This window comes from Pseudomonas sp. PLMAX (assembly GCF_046042685.1).
Classification (GTDB): domain Bacteria; phylum Pseudomonadota; class Gammaproteobacteria; order Pseudomonadales; family Pseudomonadaceae; genus Aquipseudomonas; species Aquipseudomonas putida_AE.
The window spans coordinates 1465073-1491294 of sequence record NZ_CP064949.1 but is presented as its reverse complement, the minus strand read 5'-3'; the positions used below and the strand labels follow the sequence as shown (position 1 = coordinate 1491294).

General features: G+C 60.7%; 25 protein-coding genes and 2 pseudogenes. 14 read left to right on the top strand and 13 right to left on the bottom strand.

Features of this window, described 5'->3' with window-relative positions; all coding sequences use genetic code 11:
* Positions 1-63: 63 nt before the first annotated feature.
* Entirely contained in the window at positions 64-501 is a 438-nt protein-coding gene (locus DKB71_RS06755) for a multidrug/biocide efflux PACE transporter (RefSeq protein ID WP_274073355.1), read from the bottom strand.
* A gap of 89 nt (positions 502-590) precedes the next feature.
* Here DKB71_RS06755 and DKB71_RS06750 point away from each other — a divergent pair, with 89 nt between their 5' ends.
* Complete coding sequence (locus DKB71_RS06750) at positions 591-1445, top strand: LysR family transcriptional regulator (protein WP_408599918.1); 855 nt, start codon at positions 591-593, stop codon at positions 1443-1445.
* A gap of 129 nt (positions 1446-1574) precedes the next feature.
* Here the strand turns inward: DKB71_RS06750 and DKB71_RS06745 are convergent, their stop codons facing one another.
* The 3 genes from DKB71_RS06745 to DKB71_RS06735 form a co-directional block, all read right to left on the bottom strand.
* A complete protein-coding gene (locus tag DKB71_RS06745) occupies positions 1575-2810 on the bottom strand; it encodes an RNA polymerase sigma factor (protein WP_408599917.1) in 1236 nt (411 codons plus the stop codon).
* A 1-nt stretch (position 2811) separates the two neighbouring features.
* Positions 2812-3156, bottom strand: a complete 345-nt coding sequence (locus DKB71_RS06740; RefSeq protein WP_408599916.1) for a YciI family protein — start codon at positions 3154-3156, stop codon at positions 2812-2814.
* A 67-nt stretch (positions 3157-3223) separates the two neighbouring features.
* Positions 3224-3649: a YybH family protein gene (locus DKB71_RS06735; protein ID WP_408599915.1), complete on the bottom strand. Its 426-nt coding sequence runs from the start codon at positions 3647-3649 to the stop codon at positions 3224-3226.
* 140 nt (positions 3650-3789) lie between these two features.
* Here DKB71_RS06735 and DKB71_RS06730 point away from each other — a divergent pair, with 140 nt between their 5' ends.
* Entirely contained in the window at positions 3790-4275 is a 486-nt protein-coding gene (locus DKB71_RS06730; RefSeq protein WP_323607268.1) for a GNAT family N-acetyltransferase, read from the top strand.
* A 133-nt stretch (positions 4276-4408) separates the two neighbouring features.
* On the opposite strand, the gene DKB71_RS06725 is transcribed toward DKB71_RS06730, so the two are convergent.
* From DKB71_RS06725 to DKB71_RS06715, 3 genes are all read right to left on the bottom strand, one after another.
* On the bottom strand, positions 4409-4897 hold the full coding sequence (locus DKB71_RS06725; RefSeq protein ID WP_408599914.1) for a GNAT family N-acetyltransferase: 489 nt from the start codon (positions 4895-4897) through the stop codon (positions 4409-4411).
* 98 nt (positions 4898-4995) lie between these two features.
* The gene (locus tag DKB71_RS06720; RefSeq protein WP_408599913.1) at positions 4996-5481 is read right to left on the bottom strand and encodes a GyrI-like domain-containing protein; all 486 of its coding nucleotides are present in this window, start codon (positions 5479-5481) and stop codon (positions 4996-4998) included.
* Positions 5482-5547: 66 nt separating this feature from the next.
* Positions 5548-6210, bottom strand: a complete 663-nt coding sequence (locus DKB71_RS06715; RefSeq protein WP_408599912.1) for a LysE family translocator — start codon at positions 6208-6210, stop codon at positions 5548-5550.
* A gap of 139 nt (positions 6211-6349) precedes the next feature.
* On the opposite strand from DKB71_RS06715, the gene alaC reads away from it, so the two are divergent.
* On the top strand, positions 6350-7567 hold the full coding sequence (gene alaC, locus DKB71_RS06710) for an alanine transaminase (protein WP_408599911.1): 1218 nt from the start codon (positions 6350-6352) through the stop codon (positions 7565-7567).
* 179 nt (positions 7568-7746) lie between these two features.
* Here alaC and DKB71_RS06705 read toward each other — a convergent pair whose 3' ends face one another.
* Both DKB71_RS06705 and DKB71_RS06700 read right to left on the bottom strand, forming a co-directional pair.
* Entirely contained in the window at positions 7747-9099 is a 1353-nt protein-coding gene (locus DKB71_RS06705; protein WP_274073344.1) for a GntP family permease, read from the bottom strand.
* Between the two features lie 81 nt (positions 9100-9180).
* Positions 9181-9714, bottom strand: coding sequence for a gluconokinase (locus tag DKB71_RS06700; RefSeq protein WP_406592412.1), 534 nt, complete (start codon positions 9712-9714; stop codon positions 9181-9183).
* A gap of 215 nt (positions 9715-9929) precedes the next feature.
* Between DKB71_RS06700 and DKB71_RS06695 the strand changes: the two genes are divergently transcribed.
* The 3 genes from DKB71_RS06695 (at position 9930) to DKB71_RS06685 (ending at position 13296) form a co-directional block, all read left to right on the top strand.
* Positions 9930-10961 (top strand): LacI family DNA-binding transcriptional regulator, encoded by a 1032-nt coding sequence (locus DKB71_RS06695; protein ID WP_046816578.1) that lies wholly within the window; start codon positions 9930-9932, stop codon positions 10959-10961.
* 134 nt (positions 10962-11095) lie between these two features.
* Entirely contained in the window at positions 11096-11734 is a 639-nt protein-coding gene (locus DKB71_RS06690; protein WP_274073341.1) for a glutathione S-transferase family protein, read from the top strand.
* Between the two features lie 140 nt (positions 11735-11874).
* Complete coding sequence (locus tag DKB71_RS06685; protein ID WP_408599910.1) at positions 11875-13296, top strand: MFS transporter; 1422 nt, start codon at positions 11875-11877, stop codon at positions 13294-13296.
* Positions 13297-13345: 49 nt separating this feature from the next.
* Here the strand turns inward: DKB71_RS06685 and DKB71_RS06680 are convergent.
* The 3 genes and pseudogenes from DKB71_RS06680 to DKB71_RS06670 form a co-directional block, all read right to left on the bottom strand.
* A pseudogene (locus tag DKB71_RS06680) lies at positions 13346-13762 on the bottom strand (methyl-accepting chemotaxis protein); the annotation flags it as partial.
* Between the two features lie 132 nt (positions 13763-13894).
* A pseudogene (locus tag DKB71_RS06675) lies at positions 13895-14560 on the bottom strand (PAS domain-containing protein); the annotation flags it as partial.
* A gap of 528 nt (positions 14561-15088) precedes the next feature.
* A complete protein-coding gene (locus tag DKB71_RS06670; protein ID WP_323627427.1) occupies positions 15089-15748 on the bottom strand; it encodes a peptidase inhibitor family I36 protein in 660 nt (219 codons plus the stop codon).
* Positions 15749-15974: 226 nt separating this feature from the next.
* Between DKB71_RS06670 and DKB71_RS06665 the strand changes: the two genes are divergently transcribed.
* The 8 genes from DKB71_RS06665 (at position 15975) to DKB71_RS06630 (ending at position 25739) form a co-directional block, all read left to right on the top strand.
* Positions 15975-18425 (top strand): penicillin acylase family protein, encoded by a 2451-nt coding sequence (locus DKB71_RS06665; RefSeq protein ID WP_408599909.1) that lies wholly within the window; start codon positions 15975-15977, stop codon positions 18423-18425.
* Between the two features lie 193 nt (positions 18426-18618).
* On the top strand, positions 18619-19644 hold the full coding sequence (locus DKB71_RS06660) for a ligase-associated DNA damage response exonuclease (RefSeq protein ID WP_408599908.1): 1026 nt from the start codon (positions 18619-18621) through the stop codon (positions 19642-19644).
* Complete coding sequence (locus DKB71_RS06655) at positions 19641-21326, top strand: ATP-dependent DNA ligase (protein ID WP_274073335.1); 1686 nt, start codon at positions 19641-19643, stop codon at positions 21324-21326. The genes DKB71_RS06660 and DKB71_RS06655 overlap by 4 nt, the downstream gene beginning before the upstream one ends.
* Positions 21327-21543: 217 nt before the next feature.
* The gene (locus DKB71_RS06650) at positions 21544-22326 is read left to right on the top strand and encodes a transporter substrate-binding domain-containing protein (protein WP_274073334.1); all 783 of its coding nucleotides are present in this window, start codon (positions 21544-21546) and stop codon (positions 22324-22326) included.
* Between the two features lie 56 nt (positions 22327-22382).
* A complete protein-coding gene (locus DKB71_RS06645; protein WP_408599907.1) occupies positions 22383-23111 on the top strand; it encodes an ABC transporter permease in 729 nt (242 codons plus the stop codon).
* A complete protein-coding gene (locus DKB71_RS06640) occupies positions 23108-23818 on the top strand; it encodes an ABC transporter permease (protein ID WP_274073332.1) in 711 nt (236 codons plus the stop codon). Before DKB71_RS06645 ends, DKB71_RS06640 begins: the two co-directional genes overlap by 4 nt.
* A 24-nt stretch (positions 23819-23842) precedes the next feature.
* Positions 23843-24961: a succinylglutamate desuccinylase/aspartoacylase family protein gene (locus DKB71_RS06635; RefSeq protein ID WP_274073331.1), complete on the top strand. Its 1119-nt coding sequence runs from the start codon at positions 23843-23845 to the stop codon at positions 24959-24961.
* Between the two features lie 13 nt (positions 24962-24974).
* Positions 24975-25739, top strand: coding sequence for an ABC transporter ATP-binding protein (locus DKB71_RS06630; protein ID WP_020797089.1), 765 nt, complete (start codon positions 24975-24977; stop codon positions 25737-25739).
* Between the two features lie 46 nt (positions 25740-25785).
* On the opposite strand, the gene DKB71_RS06625 is transcribed toward DKB71_RS06630, so the two are convergent.
* Positions 25786-26166, bottom strand: a complete 381-nt coding sequence (locus DKB71_RS06625) for a hypothetical protein (RefSeq protein WP_274073330.1) — start codon at positions 26164-26166, stop codon at positions 25786-25788.
* Positions 26167-26222: the final 56 nt, after the last annotated feature.

Genomic DNA, 26222 nt, shown 5'->3' with positions numbered 1-26222 from the left:
GGCGTCCGAAAGACCAACGCCATGTTGGAGGACGCCTTCGCCGGCAAGCCGGGCGCCTACAGGTTACGCGTTACAGGTAGAGCGAATGACCAACCGCTCCCGCACCACGTCATACACCCAGTGGTAAACGTAGGTGTACGGCAGGAAAAACAGCAGCACGCCGATATCCAGCAGGAACGCTTGCCACAGACTGACTTTCAGCCACCACGCAATCAACGGTACGCCTAGGGCGACCAGCCCGCCCTCGAACAACAGCGCGTGCACCACGCGGACCCAGGCGTTGTGCGCAATGGCGAAACGCTTGAGCACGCGGTCGAACAGACCGTTGAAGACCACGTTCCACGCCAGGGCCAACACGGCAATGACCACTGTGACAGCGCCCATTTCCAGCATCGGTTTGTCCATGATCCAGGCCAGCAATGGCGTACAGATCAGGATGGCCAGCAGCTCGAAACCGATGGCCTGGAAAATACGTTCGGTAATGGATTTATTGGCGCTCATGGCCGGACTCCTTGAGTGACGATGGTTGCCATCATCCATCTTCTTACCGATACTTCATAACCAATAACCATCGATCAAGGCGATAGTTCATGGCATCCCAGGAAGTGCTGCAGGCGTTCGTCCAGGCCGCGACCCAAGGCTCGTTTTCCGCGGCGGCACGCAAATTGGGCCGTAGCCAGTCGACCATCAGCGCCGCCGTGGCCAGCCTGGAAATCGATCTGAACCTGACCCTGTTTAACCGCAGCAGCCGCAAGCCCAGCCTGACCCCCGACGGGCATGTCGTACTGCAACGGGCCGAAGAGATCCTGGCCGCCACCAGCCGGCTGGAGATGACCGCCAGCCAATTGTCCCAGGGCGTCGAGGCGAAGCTGACCGTGGCGCTTTCCGACACCTACCAGTCCGATCGTTTCGAAGTGGCACTCAGTGCCTTCGAGTCGCGTTATCCAGACCTGGAACTCGAATGCCTGATTGCCGAATGCGAGGACCTGGTGGCACTGGTGCAAAGCGGTCGGGCCCACGTCGCCTTCGCCGAAATGCAGGACAGCTACCCGCCTGACCTGGTCAGCTCGACCGTGGACGAACGCACGGAATTCGCCCTGTTCGTGTCGCGTAAACATCCACTGGCCAAGCAGAAAAATATTGACCAGGACACGCTGCAACAGCATCGCGAGCTGCGCCTGGCGACCATCGTCAATCCCTATGAAAGCCGCGCCAAGGGCCGGGTCTGGTCGGCACCGAGTTACTTGATGCTGCTGGAAATGGCCCAGGGCGGATTTGGCTGGGCGCCACTGCCACGCTGGTTGGTAGGGCGTTTTGGCGCGGGGACGTTGCAGGAGTTGGAGGTGCGCGGTTGGCCGAAAACGGTGTCGGTGGATGCCTTGTGGTCGCGCTTGCATCCGCCGGGGCCGGCGGGAAGCTGGTTGCTGGGCAAGATGCTGGAATAGGGGTGTAGCTACTGGCCTCTTCGCGAGCAAGCCCGCTCCCACAGTGATCACTGCTGTACACAAAAATTGTGGTCGACTCATTACCCTGTGGGAGCGGGCTTGCTCGCGAAGGGGCCAGCAAACATCACATCACTCCAACGCCCGCAACCGAGCCTCGATAAACCGCCGCTCCGGCGCCTGCTGCGTCAACTCCAGCGCCCGCTCATAGGCCGCCCGCGCCTGCTCCACCCTGCCCAACTGCCGACAGAACTCCGCCCGCGCCGAATGCGCCAGGTGGTAATCGAGCAGATCCCCCCGCGCCAGAATCGCCTCGACCAGCGTCAGCCCCGCCAACGGTCCATCGCGCCTGGATATCGCCGCCGCCCGGTTCAATTCGATCACCGGCGACGGCCACGCCCGCAGTAACACGTCATACAGCCCGACGATCTGCATCCAGTCGGTTTCCTCGATCGACGGCGCTTCGGCATGCACCGCGGCAATCGCCGCTTGCAGGCAATACGGGCCGAATCGTCGGGTACCCAATGCCCGCTCCACCAGCGCACAGCCTTCGGCGATCATCTGCGCGTCCCACAACGAGCGGTCCTGGTCATCCAGCAATATCAGGTCGCCGTCCGCGCAGGTCCTGGCCAGGCGTCGGGACTCGTGCAACAACATCAAAGCGAGCAAGCCCATGACCTCCGGCTCCGGCAGCAACTCCAGCAACAAACGCCCCAGGCGAATCGCTTCGCGGGTCAGGTCTTCGCGGGTCACTTGCGCGCCGCCGGACGCCGAATAGCCTTCGTTGAACACCAGGTAAATCACCCGCAGCACGCTGTCGAGGCGCTCGGGCAGTTCCGCCAGGGATGGCACCTGATAGGGGATTTTCGCATCACGGATTTTCGCCTTGGCGCGCACGATGCGCTGGGCGATGGTGGCGGGTGCCGAGAGAAAGGCCCGGGCGATTTCTTCCGTGGTCAGGTCGCAGACTTCACGCAGGGTCAACGGCACCTGGGCGTCTGCCGCCAGTGCCGGGTGACAACAGGTGAAGATCAGGCGCAGGCGATCGTCTTCCACGTCTTCTTCACTCCAGTCGGCCTGCTCCAGCGCCTCCAGCTGCGCCTGTAACAATGGCCGCGAAGCATTGAACCGCGCGCGCCGGCGCAGCACATCAATGGCCTTGAAACGCCCGGTGGACACCAGCCAGGTACGCGGATTGTCCGGCACGCCGTCCTGCTGCCAACGTTCCACGGCAACGAAAAACGCTTCGTGCAAGGCCTCCTCGGCCAGGTCGAAATCGCCGAGCAGGCGAATCAGGGTCGCCAGGATGCGTCGCGACTCCTGGCGATAAACCTGCTCGACCCTGGCCTGTACCGGCAGCCCCGGCATCTTAAGTATTCAACTGCCGGACGGGGCGCACTTCGACACTGCCGACCCGTGCCGCCGGGATGTTCCCGGCGACCTGCAGGGCTTCGTTGAGGTCCTTGGCATCGATCAGGTAGAAGCCGGCCAACTGCTCCTTGGTTTCGGCGAACGGGCCATCGGTGATCGACAACTTGCCGTTGCGCATGCGCACCGTGGTGGCGGTCTGCACCGACTCCAGCGCCTCGGCGGCAACCATCCGGCCGCTGCCCTGGATTGCCTCTGCGTAGGCCACGCACTCCTCGTCCTTGGGACTTTCCGGCAGCGAATGCAGCAGGCGCTCATCGCTGTAGACTAGGCATAAATACTTCATCGCGCTCTCCCGATTGAACGGATCAACTATGGTCGCAGATGGGCCGTTTCGCACGGCTTGCCGACGATCAGGGTTCCAGGTTGAACAAGGTCGTGCCGCTCATCATGTCGAACGGGGCCGACCAGTGTTCGTGGACGATGCGCCATTGCCCGGCCTCGCGCCGGTAGCAGGCGGTCACGCGCATCCAGCAGGCCTGGGTTTCGCCCTTCTCGTTGGTGCCGCCGCAATGGGCCAGCCAATGGGCGAAGGCTATGTGCTCGTCGGCCACGATGTTCATGTGGTCGAAATCAAACTTGTGCTGGCCCTGGCACATTTCCATGCATTCCAGCCAATGCGCGCGATAGGCCGCCTTGCCGCGAAATTGCAGGGCCTTGACGGCGTCGTAGGAGACGATGTCGTCGGCGTACAGGGCCATGATTTTATCGACGTCCTTCGAGATGACCGCCTCACGGTAATTGGCGATCAGGGTCTGGATTTCATTGGTCTCACTCATGGTGGTTCTCCGTGGTTTTTCTTGGAAGACACCCTTAGTCGTCCGGCGATCCGCCAGATCGACAGTCGAAATAAAAATAATCCACGAGCGCAAACTCGCTAGAATCCGAGGCTCATTTCTATTGGAAAAAGGACACTCCAGTGACAGCCCGACTCGTGCCTTACGAAAGCCTGAATGCGCTGCAGCGCCAGCAGGTGGAGGCCATCGAAGTGCATCCGGAACAGATCAGGTTTTCCGGCGACATTCACGGTGCATTGCACACCCTGCTATCGAAGCCCGGCCCCGGCGTCAAAGGCTTTGCCTTGCTGGCTGATGCGGTGCCGGTTGCCTTTCTGCTGCTCAAACGCCCACCGGTGTTGCCCGCCTGGGCTGACGAACACAGCGCTACGCTGCACGCTTTGCAGGTCGATCAACGCGCCCAGGGCAAAGGTTATGGCAAGGCTTGCCTGCAAGCGCTGCCCGAAGCGGCGCGCCTGGCGTGGCCGGAAATCCGCGGGCTGGAATTGTCGGTGGATGCCGACAACGACGCCGCCATTGCGTTGTATGCCAGGTATGGTTTTGTCGACAGTGGCGAGGCGTACAAGGGGCGGATCGGGTATGAGCGGCGGATGGGCCTCGTGTTCTGACTGACACACATGCCCCTGTAGGAGCGAGCTTGCTCGCGAAGGTCGTCAACGATAACGCGTGCATTCTGGATAAACGCGGTGTGCCTGGGTTCTTCGCGAGCAAGCTCGCTCCTACAGGGGGTCTGCGTCGGGTTCAGAGATTGAGCACCATCTCGTGCCACGCCATGCCGCCATGGTCGGACGCCGAGGGCTTGACGTAGGCAAAGCCAAAGCCTGCATACAGCGGAATATGCCGCTCCTTGCACATCAGGTCGATGCTGGTTTTCCCCATCCCGCGCATGCGCTCGATGAACTCGCCCATCAAGTGCTTCGCCAGGCCCTGGCCCTGATAGTCCGGGTGCACCACCACCGACATGATCACCACGTGCGGTCCGGCCGGGTCGTGGCCGATCAGTTCCTTGAAAGCCTCGTCGGACATTTCCACCTGGAACGCCGCGCCGGAATTGATGAAACCGGCGACCACGCCGTCCACTTCAGCAACGATGAAACCCTCGGGCCAGGTGGCGATGCGGGTGGCGATTTTCTCCCGGGTCGCGGCTTCGTCGCCTTCGTAGGCAAGGGTTTCGATGGCGTAGCAGCGGTCCAGGTCAGCAGGCGTGACGTGGCGGATGACAGTGTTCATGGCAGCTCGGAATCGGCGAGGGAAAGGCCGGGGATGATAAATCAGCAACGGCGCAACATCGAGAGACGAACCGGCTGATCCGCCTCCCGATGCACTTGTCACGCCTTGAGCGGTAGCCAGAGTTCCAGCGTGCCGGTATTGAGCCTGGGGTTGAAGTCTTCGCTGTAGCGTTCGAATTCCGGGGCGTTCAACAGCTCGCGCCCGGACTGCGGCAGCCAGGTGCCATGGATGTACTGGAAGGTTTGCGGCAAGGTGTCCAGCGAGCCTTTGTGTTCGAACACCACATACTGCTGAGGCTGAACCTCTACCCAGCGGTACTGTTCAGGCAAATCATCGAGCTTGCTGATCTCGACGCCAGCGATGTAATCAAAGCCGCCCTTGCCGTCGAAATTGCAGCAGACGCCGTAGGTCACTTCGCCTTTTTGCCCCGGAACATTTCCAATGTGGGGGATGAATTTTTCCCAGAGATCAGGAATGCCTTTTACGGTTTGCTGGGTAAATTGTCCGCCAAGCCCCGCAATCAGCAGGAAGTGACCGTGTTCGAAGCGTGGTTCCGTCACTTCGACGCGTGTTTGCTCATCCATGACTCGACTCCTGGAAGTAAAAGTGGATTCGGCTGGGAGTATAGAAGCCAAACCCGAATCGCCCAGTTACAGGGCGTGCAACTGCTCGACGGCGGCTGCACCGACAAACTCGTTGTAGCCCGATAGGATCACGTACACCGCGAAATAGCAGAAGATCGCCGCCGATGCCATATAGGAATAGCGCAGCAACTTGTCGCCGAGCAACTTGCCGCCGTGACTCGCCGCGAAGCACAGGCCAGCGGACCACAACAGCCCGGCGCAGAGGAATCCACCGAGGAACAAGGACGAGCTGAGCGCACCGCCCCCACCGGAGCGGGCGATCAACGTGCCACCAACCGCGGCGAACCAGAGAATGGCGCTGGGCGACGACATGGCGAGAAAAATCCCACGGAAAAACTCCTTGCGATGGGAGTTGTGGCCGACCTCGGCGGTTTCGGCCAGCAGCGCCTCATGGTGGATCGCCGAGTAAATCATCTTCGCCGCGAAATACACCAACAGCGCCGAACCACCGATCCATAGCACCCAGCGCACCGTTTCGTATTGCAGCAACACGGTCATGCCGGCCAGCGCCAGCACGGCGTAGATCAGGTCGCCGACACAGGTACCCAGGCCCAACGCAAAGCCTTGAAAATAGCCGCGCTGCATCGCCAGGGTGATCATCGCGATATTGGCCACGCCGATGTCCAGGCACAGCGACAGGCTCAACAAGAAGCCACTGGTAAACTCCATCTAACCCTTTCCTTCGCAAAATTTTGTTTACTTTGAGGCTGGACAGTCTGCCACAGCTGCCCTTACATTCCGCCACAGGTCACCGCAGTGACCAGCGTCGCTCGGACGGTTCCGGGCGCTTACGTTATCCGAGGCAACAATGGCCGAACAAGGTTCGCCGCGCCGCTTTGCGCGCATAGATCGACTCCCCCCCTACGTTTTCAACATCACTGCCGAGCTGAAGATGGCCGCCCGTCGTCGTGGCGAAGACATCATCGACTTGAGCATGGGCAACCCCGACGGCGCCACGCCGCCGCACATCGTCGAAAAACTGGTGACCGTCGCCCAGCGCGAAGACACCCATGGCTACTCCACGTCCAAGGGCATTCCGCGCCTGCGCCGGGCCATTTCCAATTGGTACAAGCAACGCTACGAGGTCGACATCGACCCGGAAAGCGAAGCCATCGTCACCATCGGTTCCAAGGAAGGCCTGGCGCACCTGATGCTGGCCACCCTTGACCAGGGCGACACCGTGCTGGTGCCCAACCCGAGCTACCCGATCCACATCTACGGTGCCGTGATTGCCGGCGCCCAGGTGCGTTCGGTGCCGCTGGTGCCGGGCGTGGACTTCTTCGCCGAACTGGAACGGGCCATTCGCGGCTCGATCCCGAAGCCGAAGATGATGATCCTCGGCTTCCCGTCCAACCCCACCGCCCAGTGCGTGGAGCTGGATTTCTTCGAGCGGGTGATCGCCCTCGCCAAGCAATACGACGTACTGGTGGTGCATGACCTGGCCTACGCCGACCTCGTCTACGACGGCTGGAAAGCCCCGTCGATCATGCAGGTGCCCGGCGCCAAGGACATTGCGGTGGAGTTTTTCACCCTGTCCAAGAGCTACAACATGGCGGGCTGGCGTATTGGCTTCATGGTCGGCAACCCGGAACTGGTCAACGCCCTGGCGCGGATCAAGAGCTACCACGACTACGGCACCTTCACCCCGCTGCAAGTGGCGGCCATTGCCGCGCTGGAAGGCGATCAGCAATGCGTGCTCGACATCGCCGAGCAGTACAGGCAGCGGCGCAACGTGCTGGTCAAGGGCTTGCATGAACTGGGCTGGATGGTGGAAAACCCGAAAGCGTCGATGTACGTCTGGGCCAAGATTCCCGAGGCCTACGCGCACCTGGGCTCACTGGAGTTCGCCAAGAAACTGCTGGCCGAAGCCAAGGTCTGCGTCTCGCCGGGTGTCGGTTTTGGCGAGTACGGCGATGATCACGTGCGCTTCGCCCTGATCGAGAACCAGGACCGGATTCGCCAGGCCGTGCGCGGGATTCGCGGAATGTTCCGGGCGGATGGGCTCGTCACCAAATCCAACGCCTAACACATAACACCTGTGGGAGCGGGCTTGCTCGCGAAAGCGGTGTATCAGTCAACATTGATGGTTTTGACACACCGCTTTCGCGAGCAAGCCCGCTCCCACATTGGTTTCATGTCAGCCTTGAAATGCATCACCCACAAAAAAACCGCATCGCTGCGGTTTTTTCGTGTCTGGCTAAACGCTTAGACGAACAGCGACAACAACAGGATAAAGCCCAGGCCGACTACGGAGAGGATGGTTTCCATCGCCGTCCAGGTCTTGAATGTTTCGGCCACGGTCATGTTGAAGTACTGCTTCACCAGCCAGAAACCAGCATCGTTAACGTGGGACAGGATCAACGAACCGGCACCGGTCGCCAACACCAGCAGCTCACGGTTAACCCCTGGAATCATCCCCACCACCGGCACCACGATGCCCGCGCCGGTAATGGTCGCCACGGTCGCCGAACCGGTCGCGATGCGGATCACCGCCGCCACCAGCCAGGCCAGCAGGATCGGCGAGATCTGTGCATTGACCGCCATGTGGCCGATCACGTCACCCACGCCGCTGGTCACCAGCATCTGCTTGAAGCCACCGCCGGCACCGATGATCAGAATGATCGCAGCGGTCGGCGCCAGGCTCGCATCCAGCCATTTCATCATTTGGCTGGAACCGATGCCCTGCTTGTAGCCGAAGGTGTACAGCGACAGCAGCAATGCCAGCAGCAATGCCGAAATCGGGTGACCGATCAGGTCCATGAACGAACGGAAGATGTTGCCATCCGGCAGCGCCACGTCGGCAAACGTCTTGAGCAGCATCAGGAATACCGGCAGCAGCACAGTCACCAGGGTGATGCCGAAGCTCGGCAGTTCAGCCGAATCCGTTTCGCGGGCCAGTTGATCCACCAGCTCCTGGTTCGGGTGACCAGGGATGTGCTTGGCAATGAACGTACCGAAGATCGGGCCAGCGATGATGGCGGTTGGCAGCGCAACGATCAGGCCGTACAGAATGGTCTTGCCGATGTCGGCACCGAATACGCCAATGGCCAGCAACGGACCCGGGTGCGGCGGCACCAGGCCGTGTACCGCGGACAGACCCGCCAGCAGCGGGATACCGATCTTGATGATCGACACGCCGGTGCGCCGGGCAACGATGAACACCAGTGGAATCAGCAGCACGAAACCGATTTCGAAGAACAGCGGGATGCCGACCAGGAAGGCCGCAAACATCATTGCCCACTGCACCTTGTCCTTGCCGAAAGCGCGGATCAGGGTCTGGGCGATCTGGTCCGCCCCGCCCGACTCGGCCATCATTTTGCCGAGCATTGTGCCCAGCGCGAGAATGATGCCGACGAAACCGAGCACGCCACCGAAGCCGTCCTGGAACGCCTTGATGATGGTGCCGATCGGCATGCCGGAAGTCAGGCCGAGGAAGGCGGCGGCAATGATCAGGGCAAGAAAGGGGTGCAACTTGAACTTGGTAATCAGGACGATAAGCCCGATCACCGTAACCACTGCGTCGAGCAGCAGGAACGTCTCGTGGGACATGCCAAACATTAGGGGTGTCTCCTGGTTGTTGTTGTTATTAAAGCGGGTTAATCAGAAGTCGCGTGGACAGCGCTGTCTTTGCAAGCACGTTCATACCGCCTGCTTCAGGCCGTTGGCCTGCCACCAGGTGTGGGCCTGAACGGCCAGTTCTTCAACGCTGTGGATCGAGGCATTGAGCGCCAGTGTCAGCGGCTCGCCCTTGGGAGACTCGAGGGTGGCGAACTGACTTTCGATCAAGGTGGCCGGCATGAAATGACCCGGGCGATGGGAGACGCGTTCAGCGGCAACTTCCGGGGTCAACTCCAGGAACACGAAACCCAGGCCCGGCAAGGCGCTGCGCAGGCGTTCGCGGTAGATGTGCTTGAGCGCCGAGCAGGTCAGCACCGGGCGCTGGCCCATGGCATCGATACGGCGCAGTTCATCGCACAGGCTGTCGAGCCAGCCGGCACGGTCTTCATCGTTCAGGGGGATCCCCGCGCTCATCTTGTCGATATTGGCGGCAGGGTGGAAAGAGTCGCCTTCGATGGCAGTGGCGCCGCTCAATTGGCACAGGGCCTCGCTGACGCACGTCTTGCCGCAACCGGCAACGCCCATGATGACCAGGGCGGTGATGGGATGATTCATGTAACACCTCAGCGCGCAGACAGCGCTACCTTTGCCAGTTATGACACTAGACCAAAAGCAGAAGTTGCCGACGCCTTTCTTGTCATTTTGTGGGTTGCAGCATGTGTGTTCCCAACGCCAAAAAGCGAGGATCAGGCGAACCCCCGCTCACGCATTTGCAGCTGCATCGAGACAGCGCTACCTTAGTGCCTTGAATTTTGTTTGGCAAGCCGTCGATGACTCCAACTAAAAACGATAAAAATACCCGCACCACTGGCCGCCCTACCCTCAACGAAGTGGCACGCCTGGCCGGTGTCAGTCCGATTACCGCCTCCCGGGCCCTGCGCGGGGTCAGCACGGTGGCCACGGAACTCGTGGAAAAAGTCCAGAAAGCCGCGCTGGAACTCAACTACGTAGTCAACCCCGCGGCCCGTGCCCTGGCCTCGGCGCAGAGCCATTCGGTGGTGGTGTTGGTGCCGTCCTTGTCCAACCTGCTGTTCATCGACACCCTGGAAGCCATCCATCAGGTACTACGCCCCAAGGGCTTCGAAGTGCTGATCGGCAACTTTCATTACTCGCGCGACGAAGAAGAAAACCTGCTGCGCAACTACATGGCCTATCAGCCACGGGGTTTGCTGCTGACCGGATTCGACCGCACCGAAAGTTCGCGGCGGATGATCGAAGCCAGCAACATCCCCTGCGTGTACATGATGGAACTGGACAGCGCGGCCGGTCTTAATTGCGTTGGCTTTTCGCAACTGGCGGCCGGTGAAACGGCGGCCGAGCATTTACTCTCGCGCGGACGCAAGCGCCTGGCCTACATCGGCGCGCAACTGGATCAACGCACGCTGCTGCGCGGTGAAGGTTTCCGCAAGGCCCTGAAAAAGGCCGGCCTGTACGACCCGGACCTGGAAGTGCTGACCCCGCGCTCTTCGTCCGTCGGCCTGGGTGGCGAACTGTTCCTGCAACTGCTGGCCAGTCATCCGGACGTCGATGCGATCTTCTTCGGCAACGACGACCTGGCCCAGGGCGCCTTGCTTGAAGCCATGCGCTGCGGGATCAAGATCCCCGAACAGGTGGCGATCCTGGGCTTCAACGATTTGCCGATGTCAGAACACATGGTCCCGCGCCTGAGCAGCATCAACACCCCGCGTGAAGCCATCGGCCGTCGCGCGGCGGAGCAGATGCTGACGCTGATGGCCGGTAATACCGTGGCCAGACCGGTGCAGGACATGGGGTTTGAGTTGAAGGTGCGTGAGAGTACCTGATGCTATAACTCGCTTCCTGTAGGAGCTGCCGCAGGCTGCGATCTTTTGATCTTCGCTCTTGAAATCAAGATCAAAAGATCGCAGCCTGCGGCAGCTCCTACAATTGGATATACGCCTCTCGTTGGAGTAGTTCGATGGAACACACACTGAAGATTCTGGGAAAAGCCTCGTCGATCAACGTCCGAAAGGTCCTGTGGACCTGTGAGGAGCTGGGCCTTTCCTACGAACGCGAGGATTGGGGCAGCGGTTTTGCCTCGACTCACAGCCCCGAGTTTCTGCGGTACAACCCCAACGCACAGGTGCCGGTGATCATCGATGAGGCGGGAGTGCTGTGGGAATCCAACACCATCTGCCGCTACCTGAGCGCCAGGCACCAGCACCACCACACGGAGCTGCTGCCCAGCGACCCGGCCGCCCGCGCCCGGGTGGAGCAGTGGATGGACTGGCAGGCTACCGATCTCAATTCGTCCTGGAGCTATGCGTTCATGGCGCTGGTGCGCAAGGATCCGGAGTACCAGGAAGCCCATCGCATCGAAGTCGGCGTGCGCGGCTGGAACCAGAAAATGGCCATCCTCGAACACCAGCTCGCGACCACCAAAGCCTATGTCGCCGGGGCAAAATTCAGCGTGGCCGACATTGTCATTGGCCTCTCGGTCAACCGCTGGCTGATGACGCCCATGGAGCGTCCCGATTATTCGGCCGTCGACGAGTATTTCAAACGTCTGGCGCAACATCCGGGCTTCCTTAAACACTGCTGTAACGGCCTGCCTTGAGCGGTCGAGCGCTATAAATCAGCAAAATGTAACCATTCATTGCAATAACTTGGCGAATCTCGGTGTTCAGGCACCGGGATTCACAATCATTGATATCCGATAGCAGGCTAAGCTTCTCCATCATAAAATTGGACCAGCCCATGACTGCTCACGCCCCTGCTGCCCAGGCAGATGACATCGACCCACTGCGCGCCGCGCAGATTTCCGCCCGCATCGATCGCCTGCCCGCCGTCTCCACCCTCTGGCGCCTGGTGGCGCTACTATCAATCGGTGGGTTCTTTGAGCTCTACGACCTGTTCCAGACCGCCTACATCAGCCCCGGCCTGATCAGCGACGGCATCTTCGCCACTGGCAACCAGGGTGTGTTCGGTTTCTCCGATCAAGCCGCCTTCGCTTCGGCGACGTTTCTTGGCCTGTTCCTCGGCGCCAGCCTGTTGAGCCCTTTGGCCGACCGCTTCGGCCGACGCGCGATCTTCACCTTCGCGTTGATCTGGTACACGGTTTCCACCGTATTGATGGGTGTGCAGAGTTCGGCGTTGGGCATCATCTGCATGCGCTTCCTGGTGGGCATCGGCCTGGGCATCGAACTGGTGACCATTGATGCCTACCTCTCGGAGCTGGTGCCCAAGCGCATGCGCAGCTCGGCATTCGCCTTCGCTTTTTTCGTGCAATTCCTGTCGGTACCGGCAGTGGCGCTGATGTCATGGTGGCTGGTACCCCAAGCGCCGTTCGGTGTGTCGGGCTGGCGTTGGGTGGTTTTGGCCAGCGCGGTGTTTGCGTTGTTCATCTGGTGGTTGCGCTCACGCTTGCCGGAATCGCCGCGCTGGCTGGCGCAGCACGGACGGTTCGAGGAGGCCGACCAGATTCTCGCCCGCATCGAGGCACGCTGCGTGAAGGATCAGGGCAAACCGTTGGACGAGCCGGAACTGGCAGCGGTGGACATCCAGGGCAAGGGGCGTTTCGCCGATATCTGGCAGCCACCGTATCGCCGCCGGGCCTTGATGCTGATCGTGTTTCACGTGTTCCAGGCCATTGGTTTCTTCGGTTTCGGCAACTGGTTGCCAGCGTTGCTCAATGGCCAGGGTGTAAGCATCACGCACAGCTTGATGTATGCGTTCATCATCACCCTTGCCTATCCGCTGGGGCCGTTACTGTTCGTGAAATTTGCCAACCGTTTCGAGAACAAGTGGCAGATCGTCGGCTCGGCACTGGGTGCCATGACCTTTGGCACATTGTTCGCCCTGCAAACCAGCGCGTTCGGCCTGATCTTCTGCGGGGTGATGATCACCTTCTGCAACGCCTGGTTGAGCTTCAGCTATCACTCGTACCAAAGCGAATTATTCCCTACCAACATCCGCGCCCGGGCGGTAGGGTTCTGCTATTCGTTCAGCCGTTTGTCGACTGTCTTCAGCAGTTTGTTGATCGGTATTTTCCTCGAACACTTCGGCACCCCGGGCGTACTGGCGTTCATCGTCAGCAGCATGTTGATCGTCATGTTGACCATCGGCATGTTTGGCCCGCGCACCCGCAACCTGGCACTGGAAAACATTGCCCATCGCTGAAGACCTTGCGGTAACTGCAGGAGCCGGCTTGCAGGCTCCTGCAATTCGGTCAGTTCAACTGCAACGTCGAGTTGAACTGGCTGATCGCGTCCACCACATGTCGCGAGCCCTGCTGGATCTCCAGGATCACCTCCCCCGCCTCGTTCGCCAGCTCCACGCCCAGCCCGGTTCGACTCAGGCTCGACTGCATGCTCGACACCGCACTCAATGACAGGTCGTGGTTCTTGCGCACCACATCGACAATCTCCAGGGTGGCCTGGCTGGTGCGTGCGGCCAGGCTGCGCACTTCATCGGCCACCACGGCAAACCCTCGCCCGTGCTCGCCGGCGCGGGCCGCTTCGATGGCGGCGTTGAGCGCTAGCAGGTTGGTCTGATCGGCAATCCCGCGGATGGTCTGGACGATGGTGCCAATGATCTCGGACTGCTTGTTCACCGCATCGATGCTCAGCGCCGCCTGGTTCAAGTCCTTGGAGATGTCCTGGATGATCTGCACCGTCTGCTGCACTACCTCGGAGCCCTTGCGCGCGCAGGCGTCGTTTTGCACCGAGGTGCTGTGGGCCGAGTCCGCGGCGGATTGCAGGGTGGTCATCTGTCGGGTGATGTCGCTGGCGAACTTGACCACCTTGTACAGGCGGCCCTTGGCGTCGAACAACGGGTTGTAGGAGGCTTCCAGGAATATCGTCTGGCCCTGTTTGCTCTTGCGCTCGAATCGATGGGAGTGATATTCGCCGCGGTTCAGCGAGGCCCAGAAGTTCTTGTAGCCCTGGGATTCCGCTTCGGCGCGATGGCAGAACATGCTGTGATGCTGACCCACGACTTCATTGAGCGAGTATTGCGTGGTTTTCAGGAAGTTGTCGTTCGCCGTGATCACACGGCCTTCGGGGGTGAACTCGATCACCGCCATGGAGCGGCCAATGGCGGCGAGCCTGCTCTGGTTTTCGTGGTCCTGGTTGACCCGGGCGGAAATGTCGGTAGCCACCTTGATCACGCTGCGCACCTGCCGGTCGGGACCCAACACCGGCATGTAGCTGGCTTCGAGCCAGATCTCCTTGCCGCTCTTGTTCAAGCGCAGGAAAGTGCCGCTGATCGGTTCGCCCCGGGCGAGATCACGCCACAACCTGGCGTACTCCTCGCTGCGGTAAAACGCCTCTTCACAGAACATCCGGTGATGTTTGCCGCGCACTTCTTCGGCGCTGTAACCCATGGCCTTGCAAAAATTCTCGTTGGCCTCGAGGACGATGCCATCGGGGGTGAATTCAATCATCGCCATTGACCGACTGACAGCAGCCAGCTTGGCGTTGGCCTCGGTCAGCGCGCAGCTGAAGCGTTCGATTTCCAGCAGGTCAGCCTTGTGATGCAGGTTAAACATGGTCGTATCACCTTTGCGCGTTTATGAAAGTTGCCGGTCTTTCAAATCCACCACTACGTTCAACAGAACAGGCACACGCGTTCCTCCAAGGAGGAGGAACCCATCAGGTGATTGGTGATGTTCGATCGGAGGGGGTCCTTATAACGACACTCTCATCAAGACATCCTTCTCTTGATAGCCCGGGGTCGGGCCAGCCCTAACGTGCTCATAAGCGAACTCCATTTCCGGATAACGTCCTGCAAGTGTGTTGGTGCCTTGGGTTGCGCACTCTGACAGTCTGGTTCGAGGGACCACATCCGCCGATAACGGTCGACATGGTTAGTTACGCGTCAGCATAGACATCGGCCTTGGGCTTGCAAGGCCACTAGTCGGCCAGTATTGAGGACAAAATCGGTTCAGCGAGTGGATGGTTTGTCCGACTGCCTATTGCGCAAACAACATGGACATGGGGGCGAATGCGATGCTCACGATCCGAGCGTTATGCCCGGTCAGTCGGCGCTGGGCAGTGATCTCCGTCCAGGTGTCGATGATGCGGATATCTTCGGGAATACTGAACGGACAGCAGCCCTTGCCAAGGATCACCTCCCTGATATTGCTCATCACCATGTTGCCCCTGGCGCCAGGCCCATCCACGCCGAAGATCTTCACTGAATGGGCCTTGTTGTTGTGCTGCCAGGAGGCGACCTGGGCACTCATACCGTAGTCGGACAGATTGACCGGCCGGCTTTTCGAAGTGCTGAGCAACGACAATTTCCTGCCTGCGAAATCCGCAGCGCTCCACAGACACACGTAACCGTAATCACAGGCGCGATCTGACTGACCTTCGTCGCCGGGTACCGGAAAGGTCAGCACAACGGCACCGTTGTCGTAAATCACTTGGGTCGAACTGACTTGATGCCCTCCGGACTGACTAAGGAGTTGTCGGTCGATTTGCTGTTGCACCTCGGCTTTTTGCCCAACCGTCATGTGTGGCTCAAACAAGGCATAGGGGCTGCGCTCGACCGTCGCCTGCTTCGCCGAAAAGAACAGTGCGCCGACACCGAGGCAGAGTGCCACGAAGCTAACCAGCCATTTGCTGTTCATGCACAAACTCCGTCGCCTGGAACGCTGAACACCTTCAGCGTGAGCAGGAAACCAGAGTCCCTTCGGCACAATTGATTGTCTACTGTCAGAAATAACAGGCTCGACGGATGGCACCATCAGGCGGGTTGTTGAAATAACCCCGCGCCCCGCTTGCGCGGGCCCCTCCTGCTCACTAACGTAGCGCCTTTATTGCGCGCCGCCGCCTCTACCCCGCAGGAGCTTTGCCATGGCCTCGCCAGCCCTTTCACATTTTCTACCCCGGTTCGGCGTTGCCGCAGCAGTGGCGGGTATTTTAAGCCTGACCGGTTGTCAGAGCTTCAATGCCCAGGACACCCTCCCGCCCACCTCTGGCGTACAGCCGCTCAAAGGGCTGGCGCAGAACGTTTCGGTGCGGCGCAATGCCATGGGCATGCCGTTGATCGAAAGCAACAGTTTTCACGATGCGCTGTTCGCCCTCGGCTATGTGCACGCCAGTGACCGCATTACCCAGATGGTCACCCTGCGCTTGCTCGCCCAGGGTCGATTGGCCGAGATGCAGGGCTCGGACGTGCTGGACGCCGACCGCTATATGCGCGCGGTCAACCTGAAGAAAAACGCCGGCGAGTTGTACAAGGCCTCTTCTGCGCGCCTAAAGCGCTTCTTCGAAGTCTATGCCCGCGGGGTCAACGCCTATCTGTTCCGCTACCGCGACAAGCTGCCAGCCGACCTCGTCGCCACCGGGTACAAGCCCGAGTACTGGCAGCCGGAAGATTCGGCGCTGATTTTCTGCCTGTTCAACTTCAGCCAGTCCGCCAACCTGCCCGAGGAGATTGCCTCGCTGGTGCTGGCCCAGACCGTCACCACCGACAAACTGCCGTGGCTGACCCCTTCGGCCCCGGATGAAAAACTGCCCCTGGGCGAAAGTGAAAAGCTCCAGGGCATCAAGCTCAACGGCCAAGTACCGGGGCTGGCTGACATCAGCAAGGCCACCGACCAGCTGTCCGGGCTGAATCTGCTGGGCGCCACTTCATCGAACAACTGGGCCATTGCCCCGCAACGCAGCCGCAGCGGTAAAAGCCTGCTGGCCAGCGACAGCCATGGCCCGATGGGGGTGCCGTCGCTGTTCAGCTACGTGCAGATCCGCGCACCGAAGTATCAGGCTTCCGGGGCGACCATCGCCGGCTTGCCGATGATACTGGACGGGTTCAACGGCAAAGTGGCCTGGAGCATGACGACCGTCATGGGCGATAACCAGGACCTGTTCCTGGAAAAAATCAAACGCCAGGGCAACGGGCTGTCCTACGAAACCGCTGGCAAGTGGCAGCCGGCGATCGTGCGCAACGAAACCTACTTCGTCAAAGGCCAGCGGCCGATTCGCGAAGCCGTGTTCGAAACCCGCCACGGTCCCCTGCTCAACAGTGCCCAGGGCCTGGCCCAGGGCAGCGGTTTCGGCCTGGCCTTGCAAACGCCAAGCTTTACCGACGACAAGAGCCTGGACGCCTTCTTTGACTTGTCCCGTGCGCAGAACGTCGAAAAAGCGTCGGACGCCAGCCGCGAAATTCGCGCCATTGCCCTGAACCTGGTGTTTGCCGATGCCAGCAACATTGGCTGGCAGGTCACCGGTCGTTATCCGAACCGCCGCGAAGGCGAAGGCCTGCTGCCCTCGCCGGGTTGGGAGGGGCGTTACGATTGGGACGGTTACGCCGACCCGATGCTGCACCCCTACGATCAGGACCCCGCCCAGGGCTGGCTCGGCACCGCCAACCAGCGGGTCATTCCCCATGGCTATGGCATGCAGCTGTCCAATTCCTGGTCGGCACCGGAACGTGGCGAACGCCTGGCCGAGCTCGCCGGCGTGGGCAAACATGACACCCGCAGCCTGATCGCCATGCAGTACGACCAGACCACCACCTTCGCCGCCAAGCTGAAGAAAATGTTCCAGGCACCGGGTATGTCCCAGCCGCTCAAGCAGGCCATCGAGGCTTTGCCAGTGGCCGATCGTGGCAAGGCTCGCGAGGCCTTGACCCGCCTGATGGCGTTTGACGGCAAACTCAGCCCGACTTCTGCCGACGCGGCGATCTACCAGCTGTTCCTGCAGGAAAGCACCCGGCAGATTTTCCTCGATGAATTGGGACCGCAAGGCAGCCCGGCTTGGCAAGCCTTCATCGCCAATGGCTCGTTGTCCTACGCGGCGCAGGCCGATCACTTGCTGGGGCGTGAAGACAGTCCGTTCTGGGACGATGTGCACACCGCGCAGAAAGAAGACAAACCGGCGATCCTCGCCCGCAGCCTCGCAGCAGCGATCAGCGCGGGCGACAGTCAGTTGGGCGGCGATCACAAAGCCTGGCAGTGGGGCAAACTTCACCGCTATGAGTGGAAGAACGCCAGTGGGCAGACTGTGCGCGGGCCACAACCGGCTGGCGGCGACCAGACGACCCTCAACACGGCCGCGTATGCCGTAGGCCAGGACTTCAACACCACGCGGGCACCGGCCATGCGTCTGATCGTCGACTTCGGCCAGCCCGAACCGTTGATGGGCCAGATCACCACCGGCCAGTCCGGCAACCCGGCCAGCCCGAACTACCTCAACGGCATCGAGCCGTGGCTGAAGGGGCAGTACCAGAGCTTGCCGATGCAGCCGGCGAATTTTGACCGGGTGTATGGGACCAAGCGGTTGACCCTGACACCTGGCAAATAACGCCTAGCCAAAATGTGGGAGCGGGCTTGCTCGCGAAGGCGGAGTACCAGTCAACATACATGTTGAATGTGAGGCCGCTTTCGCGAGCAAGCTCGCTCCTACAGAGGTAGGTGGTTTACCCGGGAAATCCCGATAGAACTTCTCCCAGCGCGCCAGCCTCCTAGCTAACAAGCCCCTCCACCTGGATAGCAACGTGGACCTTGTCATCGCGCGACCCGAAGGCTTGTACTGCCCTGCCGGCGATTTCTACATCGACCCGTGGCAGCCGGTCGAGCGTTCGGTCATCACCCACGCCCATGGCGACCACGCCCGTACTGGCAACCAGCATTACCTGGCGGCGGCACCCGGCGAGGGGATTCTGCGTGCGCGACTGGGCCAGGACATCGACCTGCAAACCCTGGCGTATGGCGAGCGGCTGCTGCATCACGGCGTCACCCTGAGTTTCCACCCCGCCGGCCACGTCCTCGGCTCGGCCCAGGTACGCCTGGAATATGGCGGAGAAGTCTGGGTGGCGTCAGGCGACTACAAGATCGAACCCGATGGCACCTGCGCCGCCTTCGAGCCAGTGCGCTGCCACACCTTTATCACCGAGTCGACATTCGGCCTGCCGATCTACCGCTGGCAGCCCCAGGCGCAAGTGTTTGCCGAGATCAACCAGTGGTGGCAAGCCAACGCCGCGCAAGACAAAACCAGCGTGCTGTTCTGCTATTCCTTCGGCAAGGCCCAGCGCATCCTCCACGGCATCGATGCCAGCCTGGGGCCCATCCTGGCCCATGGCGCGGTCGAGCCGCTGAACCGCGTTTACCGCGAGAGTGGAATAAACCTGCCACCGACGCTCTATGCCGGCGACTTCCAGAAAAACGATCCAATCCTGCGTAAAGCGCTGGTCATCGCTCCACCCTCCGCCGGTGGCAGCACCTGGATGCGCCGCTTCGGTGACTTCAGCGACGGCTTCGCCAGCGGCTGGATGCGTTTGCGCGGGGCACGTCGGCGACGCGGTGTGGATCGCGGCTTCGTGCTGTCCGATCACGCTGACTGGCCCGGTTTGCTCTGGGCCATCGAACAGACGGGTGCGCAACGGGTGATGGTCACCCACGGTTCAGTCGCAGTACTGGTGCGCCACTTGCGTGAACAAGGCCTGGACGCCCAAGGATTCAGTACCGAGTACGGCGACGAAGAGGAGGCATCGACAGCCGAAGCCATCGAGGCGTCGCCATGAAGGCGTTTGCCCAGTTGTACGCCGAGCTCGACGCCACGACGTCGAGCAACGCCAAGCTGGCGGCGATGCAGGATTACTTTGCCCAGGCTGCACCGGAAGATGCCGCGTGGGCGGTGTACTTTTTGTCCGGAGGTCGCCCCAGGCAGTTGGTGCCGGTGCGCGTGCTGCGGGAGTTGGCCGTCGCGTATTCCGGGCTTTCACCCTGGCTGTTCGAAGAGAGTTACCAGGCGGTCGGCGACATGGCGGAAACCATTTCCCTGGTGCTGCCGGAGATGCCCTACCGCTCCAACGACGGCCTGGCGGTGTGGATCGAAGAAAAACTGCTGCCACTGCGCGGCGAATCCCCGCAAGTGCTCGCCGAACGCCTGCCGGTGCTCTGGTCGCAACTGGACCGTCCCAGCCTGATGCTGTGCATCAAATTGATCACCGGCAGCTTTCGCGTCGGCGTCTCCAAGTTACTGGTGACCCGGGCCCTGGCCGCCATGGCGCAGCTGGACAGCAAGCGCGTGGCCCAGCGGATGGTGGGCTACACCGACCTGTCCAACCGGCCGAGTGCCGCCAGCTACCTGAAGTTGATCGCCGCGCAATCGCCCGACGAGCATGCGCAACGCGGCGGTCAGCCGTATCCGTTTTTCCTCGCCCATGCCCTGGCGCAACCGGTCGAACAATTCGAAGCGCTGCTCGGTGCCGCCAGCCATTGGCAGGTGGAATGGAAGTGGGACGGCATCCGGGCGCAGATCGTCAAGCGCGATGGGCGCCTGTGGATCTGGTCGCGGGGTGAAGAGCTGGTCACCGATCGCTTTCCGGAATTCGACAGCCTGATCCACTGCCTGCCCGACGGCACCGTGATCGACGGGGAAATCGTTGCCTGGAAAACCACTCGATCGGCGACCGAAGATGCCTTTGATCCGGCCCCGGATGCCCCCGCCGTGCAACCTTTCGCCCTGTTGCAGCAGCGGATCGGCCGTAAGAACCTCACCCGCAAGATTCTCAATGACGTGCCGGTAGTCATCCTCGCCTACGACTTGCTGGAATGGGAAGGCGCGGACTGGCGCAACCAACCGCAAAGCCGACGGCGCAGTCAGCTGGAGCAGGTGATCGCCCAGGCCAACAATCCACTGCTGCTCGCCTCGCCGCTGTTGACCGGAGAAGACTGGTTCGACCTCGCCCGGCAGCGGGAAGCATCGCGCAAGCTCGGGGTCGAAGGCATGATGCTCAAGGCTCGGGACGCCCTCTACGGCGTCGGTCGCACCAAGGACATGGGGGTCTGGTGGAAATGGAAAGTCGACCCCTTCAGTGTCGACGCAGTGCTGATTTATGCGCAGCGCGGTCATGGCCGCCGGGCCAGTCTCTACAGCGATTACACCTTCGCCGTCTGGGACGCGCCACCGGACGCCAGCGAGCGCGCGCTGGTGCCGTTCGCCAAAGCGTATTCGGGGTTGACCGATGAGCAGATGCGCCAGGTCGACAGCATCGTGCGCAGAACCACGGTGGAAAAATTCGGCCCGGTGATCAGCGTCAAGCCGAGCCTGGTGTTTGAACTGGGTTTCGAGGGCATTGCCTTGTCCAAACGCCACAAAAGCGGGATTGCCGTGCGGTTTCCACGGATGCTGCGCTGGCGCCAGGACAAGTCGGTCGAAGAAGCTGATCACCTGGGTACATTGCAGGATTTGCTCGGCTGAACCCAATCTTTGCGAGCACCGCGCAGAACCAAAAAAGTGCGGGCTTTTCATGACGCCCAATTTCGTGCACTAATCGCCTCCTGCAATTTCCCGAACACCTTTTAAACGCTTGTTCGGCACTATGGTTCGGAAATTGCTACTTTCATCAGGGCTTACGCTTACCAGTAACAATAATTCTGCGCCACAAGCGCTCATATTGGTTCTTAGGGATTGAATAATGAAAAAAGCATTGCTGACCCTTTCTGCACTGGCGTTGTGCGTGGCAGCCGGTTCCGCGCTGGCAAAGGAATACAAGGAATTGCGTTTTGGTGTTGACCCTTCCTATGCACCGTTCGAGTCGAAAGCGGCCGACGGCAACCTGGTAGGTTTCGACATCGACCTGGGGAACGCGATCTGCGCCGAGCTGAAGGTCAAGTGCAAATGGGTCGAAAGCGATTTCGACGGCATGATTCCTGGGCTCAAGGCCAATAAATTCGACGGCGTGATCTCTTCGATGACCGTCACCCCAGCCCGCGAAAAAGTCATCGACTTCTCCAACGAGCTGTTCTCCGGCCCGACCGCCTACGTGTTCAAGAAAGGTTCTGGCCTGACCGAAGACGTCGCTTCGCTGAAAGGCAAGACCGTCGGCTACGAACAAGGCACCATCCAGGAAGCCTACGCCAAGGCCGTGCTGGACAAGGCAGGGGTGAAAACCCAGGCTTATCAGAACCAGGACCAGGTGTATTCCGACCTGACTTCCGGTCGTCTCGATGCCGCGATCCAGGACATGCTGCAAGCTGAACTCGGCTTCCTGAAGTCGCCAAAAGGCGAAGGCTACGAAATCAGCAAGCCAGTCGACAGCGAACTGCTGCCAGCCAAGACTGCAATCGGTATTAAGAAAGGTAACACCGAGCTGAAAGCCCTTTTGGATAAAGGTATCAAAGCGTTACACGATGATGGCACCTACGCCACCATTCAAAAGAAACACTTTGGCGACCTGAACCTGTACAGCGGCAAGTAATGCCCGGCGCCCATCTCGCGATGGGCGCTTTTTTCATCCGATCAGGTTGCTGATTTATGTTCGAAAACCTCTTACAAAACCTGGGGCTCTCCGCCTTCAGCCTCAAGGGCTTTGGCCCGCTGCTGATGGAAGGCACCTGGATGACCATCAAGTTATCGGCGATGTCGCTGCTGGTGGCCGTATTGCTCGGCCTGCTCGGCGCCAGTGCCAAGCTGTCAAAAGTCAAATTGCTGCGCCTGCTTGCCCAGTGCTACACCACACTGATTCGCGGAGTGCCGGACCTGGTGCTGATGCTGCTGATCTTCTACAGCCTGCAAACCTGGCTGACGTCGCTCACCGACTACATGGAATGGGAATACATCGAGATCAACCCGTTCAGCGCAGGCGTTCTGACCCTGGGCTTCATTTACGGCGCGTACTTCACCGAAACCTTCCGCGGCGCCATCCTCGCCGTGCCTCGCGGCCAGGTCGAAGCGGCCACTGCCTACGGGCTCAAGCGCGGCCAGCGTTTTCGCATCGTGGTGTTCCCGCAAATGATGCGCTATGCCCTGCCGGGTATCGGCAACAACTGGATGGTGATGCTCAAGGCCACTGCACTGGTGTCGATCATCGGCCTCGCCGACCTGGTCAAGGCTGCCCAGGATGCGGGTAAAAGCAGCTATCAACTGTTCTACTTCCTGGTAATCGCCGCCCTGATCTACCTGATGATCACCAGCGCCTCCAACTTCATTCTGCGCTGGCTCGAGCGTCGCTACGCCGCCGGTACCCGGGAGGCCGTACGATGATCGAACTCCTGCAGGAATACTGGAAAGCCTTCCTCTACACCGACGGCCAGAACATCACTGGCCTGGCCATGACCCTGTGGTTGCTCAGTGCGTCGATCTTCATCGGCTTCATCGTCTCGATTCCGCTGTCGATCGCCCGGGTCTCACCGCACGCCTACATCCGCTGGCCGGTGCAGTTCTACACCTACCTGTTCCGCGGCACGCCTTTGTATATCCAGTTGCTGATCTGCTACACCGGGATCTACAGCCTGGCCGCCGTGCGCGCGCAACCGGTGCTCGACAGTTTCTTCCGCGATGCGATGAACTGCACCATCCTGGCGTTCGCCCTGAACACCTGCGCCTACACCACGGAGATTTTCGCCGGGGCGATCCGCAGCATGGCCCATGGTGAAGTCGAAGCGGCCAAGGCCTACGGCCTGACAGGCTGGAAGCTGTATGCCTACGTGATCATGCCTTCGGCGCTGCGTCGCTCGTTGCCGTACTACAGCAACGAAGTGATCCTGATGCTGCACTCGACCACCGTGGCGTTCACCGCGACCATCCCGGACATCCTGAAAGTCGCGCGGGACGCCAACTCGGCGACCTTCCTGACCTTCCAGTCGTTTGGCATCGCCGCGCTGATCTACCTGACCGTCACCTTTGCGCTGGTCGGCCTGTTCCGCCTCGCCGAACGCCGCTGGCTGGCCTTCCTCGGGCCGACCCACTAGGACCCGCTTCGGGATACAAGAAAAATGCGCCACCAGATACACGACCTGCTGGCCCCCTTGCCGGGGACCGCACGACAGATCCACAGTTTTCACTTCGGCCCACAACCGGCCAAGGGCAAGATCTACATCCAGTCGTCCCTGCATGCCGATGAAATGCCCGGCATGCTGGTGGCCTGGCACCTCAAGCAACGCCTGGCGGAGCTGGAAGCCGCCGGCCGGCTGCGCAGCGAAATCGTCCTGGTACCCGTGGCCAACCCGGCCGGCCTGGAACAGGTGCTGATGGATGTACCGCTGGGCCGCTATGAGCTCGAAAGCGGGCAGAACTTCAACCGCTGGTTCGTTGATTTGAGCGAAGAGGTCGGCAACGCGATCGAAGGCCAACTCGGCGACGACCCGCAGCGCAACCTCGAACTGATCCGCGACAGCTTGCGCCATGCCTTGGCGCGGCAGACCGCCAGCACCCAATTGCAATCCCAGCGCCTGACCCTGCAACGGCTGGCCTGCGACGCTGACATGGTGTTGGACCTGCATTGCGATTTCGAGGCTGTCGCCCACCTGTACACCACACCCGAGGCCTGGCCGCAGGTCGAGCCGCTGGCCCGCTACATCGGTGCGCAGGCCAGCCTGCTGGCGACCGATTCCGGCGGCCAGTCGTTCGATGAATGCTTCACCCTGCTCTGGTGGCAGCTGAAAGAGCGCTTCGGCGAACACTTCGACATTCCCCATGGCAGTTTTTCGGTCACCGTCGAACTGCGCGGCCAGGGCGACGTCAGCCACCCAATGGCCAGCCTCGACAGCCAGGCGCTGATCGATTACCTGATTCAATTTGGCGCGATTGCCGGTGAACCGGCGCCATTGCCCGACCTGCCCTACCCGGCCACTCCCCTGGCCGGGGTAGAACCTGTGGCGACACCGGTCGGCGGCTTGCTGGTGTTCAGTGCCCTGCCGGGGCAATACCTCGAAGCCGGGCAACTGATCGCCGAAATCATTGACCCGATCAGCGACCGCGTCACGCCTGTCCATTGCACCGCCGCCGGCTTGATGTACGCCCGTTCGCTGCGCCGCATGGCCACGGCCGGCATGGTGATCGCCCACGTCGCGGGCGCCGAAGCCTATCGCAGCGGCTACCTACTTTCGCCTTGAGGATGCATGCTCCATGTACAAACTGACCATTGAAGGCCTGCATAAAAGCTATGGCGATCATGAGGTGCTCAAGGGCGTTTCGCTCAAGGCCAACACGGGTGACGTCATCAGCCTGATCGGTGCCAGCGGCTCCGGGAAAAGTACCTTCCTGCGCTGCATCAACTTCCTCGAACAACCCAACGACGGCGCCATGAGCCTCGACGGCCAGGCTATCCGCATGATCAAGGATCGTCACGGCATGCACGTGGCCGACGCCGATGAACTGCAACGTATCCGCACCCGCCTGGCCATGGTGTTCCAGCATTTCAACCTGTGGAGCCACATGACGGTGCTGGAAAACATCACCATGGCCCCGCGCCGGGTGCTGGGCTGCAGCAAGCAGGAAGCCGAAGACCGTGCCCGGCGTTACCTCGACAAGGTCGGGCTGGCGGCGCGCGTAGCGGATCAGTACCCGGCGTTCCTCTCCGGCGGCCAGCAACAACGGGTGGCGATTGCCCGCGCGTTGGCGATGGAGCCGGAAGTGATGCTGTTCGATGAACCGACCTCGGCGCTGGACCCGGAACTGGTGGGCGAAGTGCTCAAGGTGATCCAGGGCCTGGCCGAAGAAGGCCGGACCATGATCATGGTCACCCACGAAATGAGCTTCGCGCGCAAAGTGTCGAGCCAGGTGCTGTTCCTGCACCAGGGCCTGGTGGAGGAAGAAGGCGCGCCGGAGGACGTGCTGGGCAACCCGAAGAGCGAACGCCTTAAACAGTTCCTCAGCGGCAACCTGAAGTAACGGTCGCCGATGGAAGGGAAGCTGGGGCTTCCCTTTCATTTGAAGCTCAGCCACTGGCATGCTCGAGCCTGAAGCTGCCGTTCTCCACCTCGATACCTTCGGCGTCCAGGCCACGGAAACTTCCGGCAAACTGTGCATCGCCCCCTACCATCAAATCAAGCGACCCTCGATACAACTCCGTTTCCGAGTCGCCCGTCACATGAATGATCATGGGCGAGCGCTCACACAGCCCCAGAGGAAATCCGCCACTCTCGATACCCTGCGGCAAATAGATGTAAAACGTTTTGTCCTTACCATTGCTCGCCCCAAGGCAGTGCAGGCCTGGCAACTCGTAGTATTCGAGCATTGGCGCTGCTCGAAACGCGAGATGCCTCCCACCCTCCGTGATCATATCGGCGTGCAAATGCCCCGTACGAACTGACTTCATCTGAATGTTCCTTTTCATGTTCATGGACAACAGCGCAGCGATAAAACCACGGCCAA